This window comes from Streptomyces sp. NPDC048419, from assembly GCF_043200415.1.
Classification (GTDB): domain Bacteria; phylum Actinomycetota; class Actinomycetes; order Streptomycetales; family Streptomycetaceae; genus Streptomyces.
The window spans coordinates 258394-273186 of sequence record NZ_JBICXT010000004.1; the positions used below are offsets into that span (position 1 = coordinate 258394).

The window sequence follows — 14793 nt, forward strand, 5'->3', positions numbered from 1 at the left end:
CCCGGCCCGCGGCCTCACGGCAGCGGAACAGCGCCCTTCGGGGCGTTCGGGGAAGGACCCCGAGGGCCCGGTCCGGCGGTCGGCTACCACCGCAAGCCCGCCCACCGGCGCCACCGCCGCATCCCCAGCCCTCGACGCGCCTGTCCGCCGTGCCGGACCCACGACCGGGAGCCTCTGCGGGCCATCCCCGGCCAGGCACGGGCGAAGCCGGCGAGACGCCGGGCGCGGCGGACCGCCGCACGCTGTGCACGGCGGGTGGCCCGGCCGAAGCGCTCACTGCCGTACGTACGTTGCTGCCGCTCGCTCCGCGGAACGGCCACCACCGGACAGCGGGCACGGTCGAGCACGCCCTGCACGACCGAGCCGAGCAGCATGCCGGTGGGGACGTCGTCGCCGCGGATGCCCACGACGAGGCCGAGCGCCTGCGCGGACTCCCGGGCCAGGACCTGAGCCGGCCGCCCGCGGATCACCTCGTGGCGCACTTCCACATCCGGGTGGGCCGCCCGCCGGCTCTCCACCAGCTCCGACAGGAGGGCACGTGACTCGCGCAGGGCGGCGTGCTCGTCGAGGACGCCGAGCAGGGGCGGATGCCACACGTACAGCACCCGCACCACCGCGCGGTGCAGGGCTCCTTCCGCGAGAGCGTGATCCACGGCGGCCACCGAGTGGTGCCGGCCGTCCATACCGACGTCGACACCGACGACGAAGTGCGGGGAAGATCCGCCGACTTGATCGAAGTCGCGTACCACCACGACGGGGCAGCCTGCGTGCGCGATGACGGGCAGCACGACCGACGCCGAGGTGAACAGGCCCTCCCGTGTGCGCAGTCGGTGTGAGCCCAGCACGACGGCCGCGGCCGTACTCGCGTGCCTGCGCAGGAGCGGCACCGGGTCGTCCGCGGCGAGCAGGGTCAAGACCTCCAGCCGTGGATGGCGGTCGTTGACGTAGGCGACCGCGTCGAGCAGGGTGTGTTCGGCGAGGCTGCGCCGATCATGGGCCCAGACGCCCCCGTAGTGATGTCGGGGCGCGTCCTCGCCGGGCGATCTGCCCTGGGCGTGCACCAGTTGGAGTGGCACCCGGCGCCGGTCCGCCTCGTCGGCGCCCCAGGCGAGGACCAGGCGGTGGGACGGGCCGGGATCGAGGCCGACCACGATCGGTGCACGCCCGGATGTCACCATGGTCCGCTCCGTACGTCTCGGCGCGCCGCCCGCACCTCCCCCTCGGGGTGTGCCGTCTCCCCTGGCACGCGCGTCGTGGGTGCTGTTCCGAACGAGTCTTCTCGTGCGGCCCGGCACCGGTAGGGCCGTTCGGCCCCTACGACGTGCCGACCGGTGCCCTCTCGAACGCCGCGCGACGGGCGGGACGGCCGCCTTCCAAGGTCACCCGGCTTCGAGTGCCCAATCGGCCACACCCACTGTCCGAGCCATGGAGAACGGAGACACGGCGCGACCCTCCGGCAGGCGCGCCCACGAGGGCCGGCCGCCGGGCGCCCGACGGCTGCGCACCCGCCGCAAAGGTGTTCGCCGACGCCCGTGCCGTCTTCGGCGAGGCGGACGGCGAATGGGAGGGCTTCTTCCGGGACCGCTGGGCGCACGACAAGGTGATGCGCCCGCCCCATGGCGCACCGGCCTCAGAACGGCAGGGTCACCCCGTACAGACTGCACCCGCCCGCGAGTTCGCGGCCGGTGACCAGTTCGGGTTCGATGCGGACGAACACCTCCCAGGGCGAAGGCATCCACGAGCGCGGGCCGGTCCGCAGCAGTCGCTCGTGCTCGCCCGCGTCGGTCACCACGCCGGCCGCCCCGGTGACGACGACACTCCAGCCGGACTGGGTGGCCGCGTCCACCTCGTCCGCCTCGAAGGCGACCACCACACCGTCGACGGCACGGGCCAGCTCCGAGGACGCAGACGTGCGCAGCACCACCGCGCCGTCGCGGTCGAGTCCGAAGTTGACGGGCAGCACGGCCGGCAGCGCGTGACGTGTGTGGACGATACGGCCGACCGGGACCATCGCCAGGAGGCGCAGGCACTCCTGCCGGTCGAGTTCGCGGAAACCGTCGTTCGGATACATGGGCCAGTCCGTCTCTCACGTGGGTGCGGCAGTGGAGCGTTCCCTCCATCCTCCGCGCGACCGGGGCCCGGGGTGAGGGACCATCGGCCCCGGTCCCGCCGGAAAACGTCCCACATCACACCGTCATACGACGGCCTGTGATCACAGTGGGTGCGAGCGTGGCCGCGCACCAGCACGCGTCGGCCCCGGGCGCGGTGCGGAAGACGATCCCGCCGTCCACGATGTTGTGGTCGACGGGGTTCTCTGCTCTGCCCGTAGAGGCGAGCCGCATGGAGCGGGCCGGCACGCGCCCACCCCTCGGATTCCGGCTGACGCCTTCATCGGGGACCCGAGCACGACCCTCGGCGCCGTGTGCGCGGCGAGCGTGGGGCCGATCGGCCCCGGCGGCCCTCCGACTGGGGCCGACCGGCCCTTCCGCCACGTCCGTCACGCGGCTTTGCTCTGCATATGGACACGAACGCCAGGCTCGCGCCTTGCCACACGGAACGCGTCGCGGGCGGCACGACCGTGGTGGAGGTCCGCGGCGAGATCGACGTCGTCACGGCCGCGCCGCTCTCGGCGCGCCTCGACAGCCTGACCGCAGGCCGCCGGCCCGACGTGGTGCTGGACCTGCGCCCCGTGATCTTCATCGACTGCAGCGGGCTGCGGCTGCTCTGCCGGACGAGGAACCGCGTGCTGGCCCGGCAGGGCAGGCTCCGCCTGGTCGCCGGCCACGGCTGCTTCCTGCGCATCCTGCGCGCCGTTCGCCTGGCGGACGTCTTCGAGATCCACCCTGATCTGCCCACGGCCCTCTTCGGCACTGTCCGGCAGGACGAGGTCTCCGCCGCGGCGGGCTGACCGAACGCCACCCTCCCGAAGGACACGGCTATTGATGTGACTGAACGGCCCATCCCGGGCCCCGGCCTGGTCCCGGTCGGCCCCACGACCACCCCTGTCCGGCCCATCCCGCGCCCCGCGCGCGACTGACACGTTGGGCAAGTCGAGACGACGAGGAGGTGCAGACCGATGCGAGCACGCAGGCGGACGACGAAGTGGCTCTGGCGGTGGCGGCACAACCCGCTGCGCCGTCGCGAGGACGTTCTCGAGGCCTGGCTCGTGCTGGCCGTGTGGGCCATCGTCACCGTGGGCGGCACGCTCGCCGGTGTGATCACGGCCCATGCCGCCGACGGCGTCTTCGCGCGGCAGCGTGCCGAGCGCATCCCCGTGGCGGCCGTCCTCGTCTCGGACACGACGCAACCCGGGGCGAAGAGCCACTACCGGGCTCTGGCCAAGGTCCGCTGGACCCCGCCGGACGGTGCCACCCGCACCGGGAACACCCTGGTCGAGACCGGTCTGAAGGCCGGAACGCACATCGTCGCCTACACCGACCGCCAGGGCGAACTGTCCACCCGGCCGCCGACCCGGTCCGCGGCGGACCTCGAAGCGGCCGTGCTCGGGGCCGCCGCCGGGATCGGCACGACGGGCCTGGTGCTCGGCGCCGGCGGCCTGGCCCGCCTGCGGCTCGACCGGCGACGGACCCGCCTGTGGGGCAGCGAATGGGCCATGGTCGGCCCGAAGTGGGGGCACAAGACCGGCTGACGGTGGCAGAACGGCAGCACGCGCGGCGACGGGACACACCGTCACCGGGCGTTCTGCCGTTTCCGGGCGGCAGCACGCCTGGATACGCCGTACAGGTGACCAGCGCCGCCGGAGCACCGATACTGCCGACAATGGCTGTACGGACAGAGGATCGAACGCGTCTCACCAGGAGGATCCCGTGAAGATGTTGATCAACGTTCCGGAAACCGTGGTGGCGGACGCGCTGCGCGGAATGGCGGCCGCCCACCCGGAGCTGGCCGTGGATGTGGAGAGCCGGGTGATCGTACGGCGGGACGCCCCCGTGGCCGGAAAGGTCGCCCTGGTCTCGGGCGGTGGCTCGGGGCATGAGCCGCTGCACGGCGGATTCGTGGGCCCCGGGATGCTGACGGGTGCCTGCCCGGGCGAGGTGTTCACCTCGCCGGTCCCCGACCAGATGGTGCGCGCGGCGGCCGCCGTGGACAGCGGTGCCGGGGTGCTGTTCATCGTGAAGAACTACACCGGTGACGTGCTCAACTTCGACATGGCCGCCGAGCTCGCCGAGGACGAGGGCATCCAGGTCGCCAAGGTGCTCGTCAACGACGACGTTGCGGTCACCGACAGCCTCTACACCGCCGGGCGCCGGGGCACCGGGGCGACGCTGTTCGTGGAGAAGATCGCGGGCGCGGCGGCGGAGGAGGGGCAGCCGCTGGAGCGCGTGGAGGCGATCGGCCGGCAGGTCAACGAGAACTCCCGCAGCTTCGGTGTCGCGCTCAGCGCCGTCACCACGCCCGCCAAGGGCACCCCGACCTTCGATCTGCCTTCCGGCGAGCTGGAGCTCGGCATCGGCATTCACGGAGAGCCCGGCCGGGAACGCCGGGCGATGATGACCTCGGGAGAGATCGCCGAGTTCGCGGTGGACGCCATCGTCGAGGACATGTCCCCGCGCAACCCCGTCCTCGTCCTCGTCAACGGCATGGGCGCGACGCCGCTGCTGGAGTTGTACGGGTTCAACGCCGAGGTGCAGCGGGTGCTCACCGCGCGCGGCGTCGCCGTGGCCCGCACGCTGGTGGGCAACTACGTCACCTCGCTCGACATGGCCGGTGCCTCCGTCACGCTGTGCCAGGTCGACGAGGAGCTGCTGCGCCTGTGGGACGCGCCGGTGAAGACGCCGGGTCTGCGCTGGGGGATGTAACCCGGCGGACCGGGGTGTCAACGTACCTACCACGCAAGGAGATCCAGTGCTCGACGCCGATTTCTTCCGCCGTTGGATGACGGCGACCGCCGCGTCCGTGGACCGCGAGGCGGAACGGCTCACCGCTCTCGACTCGCCCATCGGGGACGCCGACCACGGCAGCAATCTGCAGCGCGGGTTCCGGGCCGTGGCCGCGACGCTGGAGAAGGAGGCACCTCGGACGCCGGGTGCGGTCCTGGTGCTCGCCGGGCGTCAGCTGATCTCGACCGTCGGCGGTGCGTCGGGCCCGCTCTACGGCACGCTGCTGCGCCGTACGGGCAAGGCGCTCGGGGACGACTCCGAGGTCAGCGAGGCACAGCTGGCCGAGGCGCTGCGGGCCGGGGTGGACGCGGTCATGACGCTCGGCGGGGCCGCGCCGGGCGACAAGACCATGATCGACGCGTTGGTGCCGGCCGTGGACGCGCTCGGTGAGGGGGACTTCGCCGCCGCGCGGACCGCCGCCGAGCAGGGCGCGCTCGCGACGACGCCCCTGCAGGCCCGCAAGGGCCGCGCCAGCTATCTCGGGGAGCGCAGCATCGGTCACCAGGACCCGGGCGCCACCTCGTCGTCGCTGCTGATCGCCGCCCTCGCGGAGGCCGACGGTGAGTGACGAGAAGCAGGTCGGGATCGTGCTGGTGTCGCACAGCGCCGAGGTGGCCGCGTCCGTGGCCGAGCTGGCCAAGGGGCTTGCGGGCGGCGGGACTTCGGTGCCCGTCGCTCCGGCGGGCGGCACCGAGGGCGGCGGCCTCGGCACCAGCTCGGAGCTGATCGCCGCCGCGGCGGCGTCCGTCGACCGGGGTGCCGGGGTCGCCGTGCTCACCGACCTCGGCAGCGCCGTCCTCACGGTGAAGGCGCTGCTCGCCGAGGGCGACGAACTCCCGGAGAACACCCGGCTGGTGGACGCCCCGTTCGTGGAGGGCGCGGTCGCCGCGGTGGTCACAGCGGCGGCGGGCGCCGACCTCGCGGCGGTGGAGGCGGCGGCCGCGGAGGCGTACACCTACCGGAAGGTCTGACCGCCCCCGCCCGAGCCCTCCCCCTCGCGGCCGAGGGAGGCCTACTCGCCCTGCACGAAGCTCCACGCCAGCCGCCGTCCCACCGTGACGGCGGCGGCGTGGCTCTCGATCGGCTTGGCCTGCGAGTCCTTGAAGACGATGTAGGTGACGCCCGAGGGCACGCCGCCGCGGCGCGGGTCCGGGTTGATGCCGAGCGCCTTGGCGGTGGCGTAGGACGCCTCGCCGATGAGGCCGCGCGGGCCGACGTCGCCCACCACCGCGTACTGCACACGGCCGCGGTACACGACGGCGGCGACGGTGCCGCCGCGTACGCCGTCTTCGGCGGGCTTCCACACGGAGCCGGCGGCGGGCACGACCACGTAGGGAAGACGCTCGGCGCTCAACGGCCGTCCGTCGGACTGCTGGTAGGCGGTGGCGGCAGAGAACAGCGGATCGGTGCGGCGGTTGCAGCGCGGGCCGGACTGCCCGTCGCAGTCGATGTCCATGTCGGCCTTCCAGAACACGGCGTGCCGGGTGCCGCACACCGCGACGCTCGCCCGCTTCCCGTGGTCGGTGCGGAAGCGGCCGTGGGAGATCCGGGTGCAGTCACGCACCCTGGCCAGCAGGTCGAATGCTCGGAGGTCGCTCTCGCGCCGGGCGGTCGACTCCGCCGGGACACGGGTTTCGGCGGCGGCCGCCATCGACGGGGCGAGCAGGGCGACGCCGGCCACGGCAAGGGTCAGCGACTGGACACGCACGTTGAAGGGCCCTTTCCCGAAGGGGCACTGACGGGCGCTTTGCCCGTTTTGTGCCGATGCGATGATGCGGCCACCGTAGGCGGCCGGACGGGCGCGCGGGCTTCAGGCGACTCACGGCGTGGCGCGTCCTCGGACGAGCGGCGGGGGCCGGGCGGCCGGAACCTGCGTCGGCTCCGGCCGCCCGGCCACCCGCGTCGGGCGCGGGAACAGCGACGACAGCGGTCCGCGCCACCGGCACAACTCACCAGCCCTCATGGAGAGTTCAGCCGCGAGGTCACTCAGCATACGTAACTCCCGCGGGCGGTCACCAACGCCCGTCCCCGACACCCACCGGCACGCCTCCACGACACGGCCGCCCTCTTGATGCGACCACGTCAGCAGCGTCAGTATTGGTCCGGACCATTGCCGCCGCCCGAGGAGGCAGAGCCATGCGTCGTCACACCGTGCTGGTGCACCGATCCCTCGTCCTGTGTGCGGCGTTGGCCCTGGCCGCGTCCTGCGGCCGGGGCGGCACCGGCGACGACGGGCGGATGCCGGCGGCTCCCACCGGCATGACCGCGGCGGCGGGCAGCGCGACCAGCGTGCACGTGATGTGGAACGCCGTGTCGGCCGACCCGCGCGTGAAGGTCTACGAGGTGTATCGCGGCACCAGGAAAGTCCTCGAAGTGGCCGGTTCGGAGCACATGGTGGACGTCACCAGGCTCACGCCGTCCACCGCGTACGTCTTCACCGTGCGGGCCCGGGACACCGAGGGCCGCCTCGGACCGCCCGGGCAGGCGGTGCGCGCGAGGACACCCGCGGCCGTGGCGGCGGACGGCACGGCTCCGACCCGCCCGGGTACGGCGCGGGGCCGGGTGGTCGGCAGCCGGGAGGTCGAACTGTCCTGGTCCGCCTCGACCGACGACCGCGCTGTGGTCTCGTACGACATCTACCAGGGCTCGTCGAAGATCCACAGTGTGGGCGCGGCACAGACGGCGACCGTGGTCACGGGACTACGGCCGGGCACCGCCTACGCGTTCACCGTCCGCGCCCGCGACGCGGCCGACAACGTCTCGGCGCCCGGCGGCACCGTCCGCCTCACCACCCCGGGCTCCGACGACGGCCGGAACACCGCCCCCACGGCGTTCCGCGCGACGAGCCACCGCGCCGACGGCGCGTACTACCTCGACCTCGGCTGGGTCCCGCCGCGCGCGGACGGCGTGATCACGGAGTACCGGATCCGCCTCGACGGACAGGCCGCCACCTCCCTGGTGTACGGCGCGAACGCGCCGCGTGGGAAGGCCTCGTACTCCTTCTACGTCGGCCGCGACGCGGGCGTGACCCATCGCCTGCGAATCCGGGCCAAGCTGCCCGACGGCACCTGGGGCGGCTGGTCGGCGGAGCGGGCGGTGACGACCGGGGCGAACGACGGCTCCCGGCGCTGACCGCGCGTCCGGCATGGGCCGGACGAAGGAATCCGTCACCTGCCCGGGGGCGCTGCGCGTGCGGGACGGGCCGCGGGGACGTTGGCTGCCCCTGAGGCAGCACGGGCGATTCCCGACCCTCGGCGGCGCAAGGGATGTACCGCCAACCGTGCCGTCGGAGGGCAGACCAATGCGCAACTCCCAGCCACTCGCCCGCTCGGCCCTGACCGCCGCAGCCGTCGCCGTGCTGCCGATCGCCCTGTCCGCCGCTCCGGCCGTGGCGCAGGGCTCGGGCATCTCGGTGAGCACCAGCGGGTCCACGGTGTCGGTGACGACCACCCAGTGCTCCCGGACCAGCAGCAGCGGCAGCTGGGGCACCGCCTCGCTGCTGAGCGGCGGCCAGTCGAGCTTCGCCCAGGGACGTCAGGTGTCGCTGTCGGGCACGACCGCGCTGCAGTCGGCGGCCTGGTCGAGCGTGAGCCCCGGCACGTACACCGTGATCGTGCAGTGCTCGGCCACCAACACGACGGCGGGCACCCAGTCGATCGTCGTCTCCCCCGCCTCCAGGCCCACCATCTCCGCCACGGCCAGGCCCACGGCCTCGCCCTCCCCCTCACTCGGCGTGGCGGGCGGTCTGGGTGGCGCCATCAGGGACTACGGGCCGGTCACGCTGGGCGTCGGCGCGGCGCTGGTGGGCACGGGCGTCATCGCGACGGGCTGGTACCTGCGCAAGCGCGCCAAGCCCAACCGCCTCTGACCGCAGCCGCGTTCACGCCGTCCCGGAGGCGGGCAGCCCGCCGTCCGGCAGCCCGGTGTCGGGCAGCTCGGTGTCGGGCAGCTCGGAGTCGGGCAGCTCGGCGAACTCCTCCAGGGCGTGCGTGAGCCACTGCGTCCAGAAGGTCTCCAGATCGATCCCGGCCCGCAGCACCAGGTGCTGGAGCCGGTCGTGCGGAGCGTCCTTGCCGCGCGGGAAGTCGCGCTGCTCGATCTTCTCGTACTCGGCCAACTGCCGCTCGTGCAGCTCCAGATGGCGTCGCAGGTCGGCGTCGAGGCCGGCGGTGCCCACCACGGCCGCCGCGCGCAGCCGCAGCAGCAGCGGGTCGCGGTGCGGCTTGGGGTCCTGGGACGCGGCGGTCCAGCGGGCCAGTTCGGCGCGGCCCGCGGGCAGGACCTCGTAGCTCTTCTTCTGCCCACGGGCCGGCTGCTCCGGCGGCAGCGCCCGGATGTGCCCCTCGGCCTCCAGTTTTCCCAGCTCGCGATAGATCTGCTGGTGCGTCGCCGACCAGAAGTAGCCGATCGACCTGTCGAACCGGCGGGTCAGCTCCAGCCCCGAGGACGGCTTTTCCAGCAGGGCGGTCAGGATCGCGTGCGGGAGTGACATGGAGTCATCCTAAGGACGGCTCTACGGCCCCCTAGAGGGCCGCCGCCAGCTCCGTGCCCTGCTTGATGGCGCGCTTGGCGTCCAGCTCGGCGGCCACGTCGGCACCGCCGATCAGGTGCACGTCGGCGCCGGCCGCGAGCAGTTCCTCGTAGAGATCGCGGCGCGGCTCCTGTCCGGTGCACAGCACGATCGTGTCGACGGGGAGCACCGTGCTCTCCTCACCGACGGTGACGTGCAGCCCGGCGTCGTCGATGCGGTCGTAGCGGACGCCCGGGACCATGGTGACGCCGCGGTGCTTGAGCTCGGTGCGGTGGATCCAGCCGGTGGTCTTGCCGAGGCCGGCGCCGACCTTGGTGGGCTTGCGCTGCAGCAGGTGGACGGTGCGCGGCGGGGCGGGGCGCTCGGGGGCGGCGAGTCCGCCCGGGCCGCGGTAGTCCATGTCGACGCCCCACTGGCGGAAGTAGGTCTCCGGGTCCTCGCTCGCCTTGTCGCCGCCGTCGGTGAGGAACTCGGCGACGTCGAAGCCGATGCCGCCCGCACCGAGGATCGCGACGCGGTCGCCCACGGGGACGTCACCGCGCAGGACGTCGAGGTAGCCGACGACGCTGGGGTGGTCGACGCCGGGGATGTCGGGGGTGCGCGGGGTGACGCCGGTGGCGACGACGACCTCGTCGTAGTCCGCCAAGTCGCCTGCGGTGACAGGGTAGTTGAGGCGTACGTCCACGCCGTGGGCGTCGAGCTGGTGGCGGAAGTAGCGCAGGGTCTCGTCGAACTCCTGCTTGCCGGGGACCTTGCGGGCGACGTTGAGCTGGCCGCCGACCTCGCTCGCCGCGTCGTAGAGCGTGACCGCGTGGCCGCGCTCGGCCGCCGACACGGCGCAGGCGAGGCCGGCGGGTCCGGCACCGACGACGGCGACGCGCTTCTTCAACCGGGTGGGCGCCAGGACGAGTTCGGTCTCGTGGCAGGCGCGCGGGTTGACCAGGCAGGAAGTGATCTTGAGGCTGAAGGTGTGGTCGAGGCACGCCTGGTTGCAGCCGATGCAGGTGTTGATGGCCTCCGGCTTCCCCTCCGCGGCCTTGGCGACGAAGTCCGGGTCGGCGAGCATCGGGCGGGCCATGGAGACCATGTCCGCGCGGCCAGTGGCGAGCAACTCCTCGGCCAGCTCCGGGGTGTTGATGCGGTTGGTGGTGACGAGCGGGACCGACACCTCGCCCATGAGCTTCTTGGTGACCCAGCTGTAGGCGCCGCGCGGCACGGAGGTCGCGATGGTGGGGATGCGGGCCTCGTGCCAGCCGATCCCGGTGTTGATGATCGTCGCCCCGGCGGCCTCGACGGCCTTCGCGAGGGTGATCACCTCGTCGAGCGTCGAGCCGCCGGGGACCAGGTCCAGCATGGACAGGCGGTAGATGATGATGAAGTCCTCGCCGACGGCCTCGCGGACGCGCCGCACGATCTCGACCGGGAAGCGCATGCGGTTCTCGTACGAGCCGCCCCAGCGGTCGGTGCGGTGGTTGGTCTGCGCGGCGATGAACTCGTTGATGAGGTAGCCCTCGGAGCCCATGATCTCCACGCCGTCGTAGCCGGCCTGGCGGGCCAGGCGGGCGGCGCGGGCGTAGTCGTCGATGGTGCGCTCGACGTCGGCGTCGGTGAGCTCGCGCGGCGGGAAGGGGCTGATCGGGGCCTGGAGCGGGCTCGGCGCGACGAGGTCCTGGTGGTAGGCGTACCGGCCGAAGTGCAGAATCTGCATCGCGATCCGGCCGCCCTCACGGTGCACGGCGCCGGTGATCTCGCGGTGCTGCTCGGCCTCGTCGTCGGTGGTGAGCTTGGCGCCGCCCTCGTACGGGCGGCCCTCGTCGTTGGGCGCGATGCCGCCGGTGACGATCAGGCCCACTCCGCCGCGTGCCCGGGCGGCGTAGAACTCCGCCATGCGCTCGAAGCCGCGCTCGGCCTCCTCCAGGCCCACGTGCATGGAGCCCATGAGGACGCGGTTGGGCAGGGTGGTGAAGCCCAGGTCCAGCGGGCTCAGCAGGTGCGGGTAACGGCTCATCGGGCCCCTCCGTGCGCGGTGTCGTGCTCACTGTTGTAGAGGACCCCGGGAGGGTTTTGCAACTAGTTGCATAAACGAGGAGGGGTGATCCGGGCCACCCCGGGGCACATCGGCCCCATGAGCCCCGAAGACGCCGAGGTGGTCACCCTCGCCCAGCAGCTGATCCGCCGCCCCAGCCGGGCCGGGATCGACGGCTACGAGCCCGTCCTCACCGTCCTCGAGAACTGGCTCGGCGCCCGCGACCTGCCGTTCCGCCGCCTCCACGACGAGGCGGGCCGCCCGGTCGCACTGCTGGTGGAGGTGGCCGGCGCCCGGCCGGGACCGTGGTGGGCACTCGACGCCTGCGTGGACACGGCGCCCTACGGCGACGAGCGCGCCTGGACGTTCGCGCCGGACTGCGGTGACGTGGTGGACGGATGACTACGGGGCCGTGGAGCCACCGACTCCAAGCTGGCGGCGGCCATGTTCTGCCGTATCGCGGCGGAGGTGCGTGACCGGGCGGAGGCGCTGTGCGGCGGCCTCGCGGTCCTGCTGGACGCCGACGAGCACACCGGCGGCTTCGGCGGCGCCCGGGCCTACCTCGCGGACGCGGCGGCGGTGCGCCCGGCCGGGGTCATGATCGGCTACCCCGGCCTGGAGGAGGTGGTGGTCGGCGGGCGGGGCCTGTGGCGGGCGACGGTCGCGGTGCACGCGGAGACGGGCCACTCGGGGGCGCGGCGTACGACGCCGGGCGCCGTCTCGCGTGCGGCGCGCCTGGTGCGGCTGCTGGAGGAGACGGAACTCCCGTCCGCTGACGGGGACTTCCCGCTGCCGCCGAAAGTGACGGTGACGTCCTGCCACGGCGGCGAGGGTTTCTCGACGATCCCAGGCCTCTGCGAACTGGGCATCGACATCCGCACCACCCCGGCCTTCGACGCCCGCGCCGCGGAGGCCGTGGTCCGCGCGGCGGCCACGGAACTGGACCGGCAGCTGCCCACCCCCCTGCCGACCACCCTCACCCAGGTGGCGGAATGGCCGCCCTTCCGCCTGACGGAGACCGAGCAGCCCGCGGCCGCCCTGCTGACCGCCGCGGCCCAGGAGGGCCTGACAGTCCGGCCGAAGACCGCGGGCCCCTCGAACATCGGCAACCTGCTGTCAGCGCAAGGAATCCCGGCCACGGCAGGCTTCGGCGTACGCCACGAGGGCCTGCACGGCCTGGACGAACGCGCCCTCGTCGCGGATCTACCGGCGGTCCACGCGGTGTACCGGCGGGCGGTACTGGGCCTGCTGACGTGAACCGGGCGCGGGCCCTGTGGGGGAGGTGGGTCGGCGACTGAGGATGGCGGAGGCTCGGCTGGCGGCTCAGGAGTGCGCGGGTGGGCGTGCGGCTCAGGACTACGAGGTCGGGCGTGCCGCCTGGATGGTGCAGGCCGGGTGAGCGGCTGGACGGCGCGGACCGGGCAAGCCGCCCACCTCCATTCAGGCCGGGCGAGCGGCCGAGGATCTCGCAGACCGGGCGGCGGATGGGACACGCATATACGTCAGCGGCTCGTCGGCGATCCGCCCCGCCCGCTGCCGCGCGATCCGGCCCCCAGGGTCCATCGCAGCCGCCCGTCGGCGGGCCGGCCCGTCCGGCCGGGCCGCCCTCTCCGTGCCGACCGGGCCATCCGTTCCCGATCGCGGCCGCGGCGGGCTCGTGGCGGCCCTCCGCCGGCACCTCGCGAACGCGCCCGTCACGGCCAGGCTGCAGATCTGCTCCCTACCCCCGCCGAACCGACGGAGTCACCGGCTCTCAAGGCGTACGTGCAGTTCCCGTTCCTGGTCGCCCGAGGCCGACATGAGGTCGCGGACCGTGAACAGGGGGTCGAGCGTGGAGCGGAGGCGTTCGATCGCCCAGTAGCCGCCCTGTGCGTCCACCTCGACGGAGGAGTCCAGGTGGGCGGGCGGGGGGCACTCGTGGGCGTCGGTGACCTCGAAGGTGCCGAGCCAGACCATCGGTCGGGTCTCGTGGAGCTGCTGCGGCACCTCGTCCGGAGCCCGGTCGGACTCGAAGCAGGCGCACAGCGTGTCGAAGACGATCCGGGCATCCTCCTTGCTGCATCCACTGATCTCGAGGGATACGGGCTCCTCGTGCGGTCGCACACGGTCCATCGTGATCGCTCCTCTCGCGGCGGTGGCGCGGCGTCGCGAGTTCCCCGCGAACCGCGCCACATCCCCAGAAAAGCACCACTGCCCGGGCCGGACCAGCGCGCGGCTCAGCTCCGTGTGAAGCGATATGTCTTGCTGTCGGTCAGCACGCAGAACCCCGGTGACACGACGATCACCCGCAGGGTCCCGCTGCGGCGGTCGTAGTCGATGCCCTCCGCCTCGAACGTGCCCGAGCAGGCGCTGCGCAGCGGCAGCTGCCGGAGCGCCGTGACATGTCCGGAGACGTCCGAGGCGCCGTTCGGGGCGGCGGACAGGTCGACCTGGAGCAGCGGCTTGGTCATGCCGAACAGCGAGCCGTCGGGGTCGTCGGAGGAGCACAGCAGAGTCGTGGGGCCGGAGAAGTCGCAGCCCTGCACATCGCGTACGGCGTGGTCGAGGTCGACCGTGGAGACCTGCGGCAGGTTCGCCGACGGCGAGGTGGCGGGGTTGACGCCCGGGGTCGGGAAGACCAGGAAGCGGCTCATCGTGCCGTACTCCCCCGACAGCATCCACTGCCCGTCCGGCGAGATCGCGACCCAGGAGTTGTTGAGCGCCTCTCCTGAGCCGAGCGTGTGGACGTACTCGGACCAGCTGCCGTCGGGCGCCTGGACGCGGTACATCTTCGCGTTGCCCGAGTCGGCCTGGTACGGCTCGACGATGTGGCCGTCGTAGGAGGCGTCGGGGTCCCCGACGTGGTTCCAGCCGCGGCTGCTCACGCTCGTGGGGATGGTGCCGATGCCGGTGTAGTGGTTGGGGCTGCCGGCGGGCACCTCGACGGAGGCCAGGCCCTGGCTCTCGGTCAGCGGGTCGGCCCGGTCTGAGCCCACCTCGTTCCAGGCGTCGGCCGCCGACGCGGGCGGGGCGGCGGACAGGACGGCGGCGGTCGCGAGGGCGAGGGCCGCGGTCACGGCGGCGTGACAACGTTGCCGGGCGCGCAGGGGCATGGGAGGGCTCCTCCGTGGGGGGTGGGCTGGCTCGGCGGACAGTCTGGCCCGGCCAGGTGGTCATGTACAGACCAGCTCGGTAACGGAGGTCGTCGGTTCGGCGACGCTGCGTGCCAGGTAGTGTCGTCAGCGCTCCGGGGGACGGCCCTGGCCGTGTTGAGGGATGGTGGAGGTGGGCGACAGGGTCGTCACAGCGACGGTTGAGCGCGGTAGAACTTGGGGAGTCGGCACGGGGGAACGACG

At 73.1% G+C, this 14793-nt stretch carries 16 protein-coding genes and 1 pseudogene; 9 read left to right on the plus strand and 8 right to left on the minus strand.

Annotated elements, in window-relative coordinates; genetic code table 11:
• Positions 1 to 83 precede the first annotated feature (83 nt).
• The 3 genes from ACGFYN_RS11460 to ACGFYN_RS11470 form a co-directional block, all read right to left on the minus strand.
• Positions 84 to 1178: a universal stress protein gene (locus ACGFYN_RS11460; RefSeq protein WP_393865561.1), complete on the minus strand. Its 1095-nt coding sequence runs from the start codon at positions 1176 to 1178 to the stop codon at positions 84 to 86.
• A gap of 452 nt (positions 1179 to 1630) precedes the next feature.
• Complete coding sequence (locus ACGFYN_RS11465) at positions 1631 to 2071, minus strand: pyridoxamine 5'-phosphate oxidase family protein (RefSeq protein WP_393865562.1); 441 nt, start codon at positions 2069 to 2071, stop codon at positions 1631 to 1633.
• 115 nt (positions 2072 to 2186) lie between these two features.
• Positions 2187 to 2357, minus strand: coding sequence for a hypothetical protein (locus ACGFYN_RS11470; RefSeq protein WP_393865563.1), 171 nt, complete (start codon positions 2355 to 2357; stop codon positions 2187 to 2189).
• Positions 2358 to 2518: 161 nt separating this feature from the next.
• Between ACGFYN_RS11470 and ACGFYN_RS11475 the strand changes: the two genes are divergently transcribed.
• The 5 genes from ACGFYN_RS11475 (at position 2519) to ACGFYN_RS11495 (ending at position 5872) form a co-directional block, all read left to right on the plus strand.
• On the plus strand, positions 2519 to 2908 hold the full coding sequence (locus ACGFYN_RS11475) for an STAS domain-containing protein (RefSeq protein WP_393865564.1): 390 nt from the start codon (positions 2519 to 2521) through the stop codon (positions 2906 to 2908).
• Between the two features lie 168 nt (positions 2909 to 3076).
• Complete coding sequence (locus ACGFYN_RS11480; protein ID WP_393865565.1) at positions 3077 to 3649, plus strand: hypothetical protein; 573 nt, start codon at positions 3077 to 3079, stop codon at positions 3647 to 3649.
• A 178-nt stretch (positions 3650 to 3827) separates the two neighbouring features.
• The gene (gene dhaK, locus ACGFYN_RS11485; protein WP_393865566.1) at positions 3828 to 4820 is read left to right on the plus strand and encodes a dihydroxyacetone kinase subunit DhaK; all 993 of its coding nucleotides are present in this window, start codon (positions 3828 to 3830) and stop codon (positions 4818 to 4820) included.
• A gap of 46 nt (positions 4821 to 4866) precedes the next feature.
• Entirely contained in the window at positions 4867 to 5469 is a 603-nt protein-coding gene (dhaL, locus tag ACGFYN_RS11490) for a dihydroxyacetone kinase subunit DhaL (protein WP_393865567.1), read from the plus strand.
• Entirely contained in the window at positions 5462 to 5872 is a 411-nt protein-coding gene (locus ACGFYN_RS11495) for a PTS-dependent dihydroxyacetone kinase phosphotransferase subunit DhaM (RefSeq protein ID WP_393865568.1), read from the plus strand. Before dhaL ends, ACGFYN_RS11495 begins: the two co-directional genes overlap by 8 nt.
• A gap of 41 nt (positions 5873 to 5913) precedes the next feature.
• On the opposite strand, the gene ACGFYN_RS11500 is transcribed toward ACGFYN_RS11495, so the two are convergent.
• On the minus strand, positions 5914 to 6609 hold the full coding sequence (locus ACGFYN_RS11500; RefSeq protein WP_393865569.1) for a glycoside hydrolase family 75 protein: 696 nt from the start codon (positions 6607 to 6609) through the stop codon (positions 5914 to 5916).
• Between the two features lie 428 nt (positions 6610 to 7037).
• Between ACGFYN_RS11500 and ACGFYN_RS11505 the strand changes: the two genes are divergently transcribed.
• Together ACGFYN_RS11505 and ACGFYN_RS11510 are read left to right on the plus strand one after the other, a co-directional pair.
• Positions 7038 to 8033, plus strand: a complete 996-nt coding sequence (locus tag ACGFYN_RS11505) for a fibronectin type III domain-containing protein (RefSeq protein WP_393865570.1) — start codon at positions 7038 to 7040, stop codon at positions 8031 to 8033.
• A 169-nt stretch (positions 8034 to 8202) separates the two neighbouring features.
• Complete coding sequence (locus ACGFYN_RS11510; RefSeq protein WP_393865571.1) at positions 8203 to 8769, plus strand: hypothetical protein; 567 nt, start codon at positions 8203 to 8205, stop codon at positions 8767 to 8769.
• A 12-nt stretch (positions 8770 to 8781) separates the two neighbouring features.
• On the opposite strand, the gene ACGFYN_RS11515 is transcribed toward ACGFYN_RS11510, so the two are convergent.
• Positions 8782 to 9393, minus strand: a complete 612-nt coding sequence (locus ACGFYN_RS11515) for a PadR family transcriptional regulator (protein WP_393865572.1) — start codon at positions 9391 to 9393, stop codon at positions 8782 to 8784.
• Positions 9394 to 9424: 31 nt separating this feature from the next.
• Positions 9425 to 11440 carry an FAD-dependent oxidoreductase gene (locus tag ACGFYN_RS11520; RefSeq protein WP_393865573.1) on the minus strand — a complete coding sequence of 672 codons (2016 nt, stop codon included), beginning with the start codon at positions 11438 to 11440 and terminating at the stop codon, positions 9425 to 9427.
• A gap of 117 nt (positions 11441 to 11557) precedes the next feature.
• Here ACGFYN_RS11520 and ACGFYN_RS11525 point away from each other — a divergent pair, with 117 nt between their 5' ends.
• Together ACGFYN_RS11525 and ACGFYN_RS11530 are read left to right on the plus strand one after the other, a co-directional pair.
• Entirely contained in the window at positions 11558 to 11860 is a 303-nt protein-coding gene (locus ACGFYN_RS11525) for a hypothetical protein (protein ID WP_393865574.1), read from the plus strand.
• A 15-nt stretch (positions 11861 to 11875) separates the two neighbouring features.
• Positions 11876 to 12715, plus strand: a pseudogene (locus ACGFYN_RS11530) (M20/M25/M40 family metallo-hydrolase); the annotation flags it as partial.
• Between the two features lie 486 nt (positions 12716 to 13201).
• On the opposite strand, the gene ACGFYN_RS11535 reads toward ACGFYN_RS11530, so the two are convergent.
• Both ACGFYN_RS11535 and ACGFYN_RS11540 read right to left on the minus strand, forming a co-directional pair.
• The gene (locus tag ACGFYN_RS11535; RefSeq protein WP_393865575.1) at positions 13202 to 13570 is read right to left on the minus strand and encodes a hypothetical protein; all 369 of its coding nucleotides are present in this window, start codon (positions 13568 to 13570) and stop codon (positions 13202 to 13204) included.
• Positions 13571 to 13674: 104 nt separating this feature from the next.
• On the minus strand, positions 13675 to 14550 hold the full coding sequence (locus ACGFYN_RS11540; RefSeq protein WP_393865576.1) for a hypothetical protein: 876 nt from the start codon (positions 14548 to 14550) through the stop codon (positions 13675 to 13677).
• Between the last annotated feature and the right edge of the window lie 243 nt (positions 14551 to 14793).

Bases quoted from the DNA above. Each gene is read 5' to 3' on its own strand.
- ACGFYN_RS11525 (WP_393865574.1), top strand. From the start codon at position 11,558: ATGAGCCCCGAAGACGCCGAGGTGGTCACCCTCGCCCAGCAGCTGATC.
- ACGFYN_RS11480 (WP_393865565.1), top strand. From the start codon at position 3,077: ATGCGAGCACGCAGGCGGACGACGAAGTGGCTCTGGCGGTGGCGGCAC.
- ACGFYN_RS11510 (WP_393865571.1), top strand. From the start codon at position 8,203: ATGCGCAACTCCCAGCCACTCGCCCGCTCGGCCCTGACCGCCGCAGCC.
- ACGFYN_RS11460 (WP_393865561.1), bottom strand. From the start codon at position 1,178: ATGGTGACATCCGGGCGTGCACCGATCGTGGTCGGCCTCGATCCCGGC.
- ACGFYN_RS11535 (WP_393865575.1), bottom strand. From the start codon at position 13,570: ATGGACCGTGTGCGACCGCACGAGGAGCCCGTATCCCTCGAGATCAGT.
- ACGFYN_RS11465 (WP_393865562.1), bottom strand. From the start codon at position 2,071: ATGTATCCGAACGACGGTTTCCGCGAACTCGACCGGCAGGAGTGCCTG.
- ACGFYN_RS11475 (WP_393865564.1), top strand. From the start codon at position 2,519: ATGGACACGAACGCCAGGCTCGCGCCTTGCCACACGGAACGCGTCGCG.
- ACGFYN_RS11515 (WP_393865572.1), bottom strand. From the start codon at position 9,393: ATGTCACTCCCGCACGCGATCCTGACCGCCCTGCTGGAAAAGCCGTCC.
- ACGFYN_RS11505 (WP_393865570.1), top strand. From the start codon at position 7,038: ATGCGTCGTCACACCGTGCTGGTGCACCGATCCCTCGTCCTGTGTGCG.
- ACGFYN_RS11520 (WP_393865573.1), bottom strand. From the start codon at position 11,440: ATGAGCCGTTACCCGCACCTGCTGAGCCCGCTGGACCTGGGCTTCACC.
- ACGFYN_RS11540 (WP_393865576.1), bottom strand. From the start codon at position 14,550: ATGCCCCTGCGCGCCCGGCAACGTTGTCACGCCGCCGTGACCGCGGCC.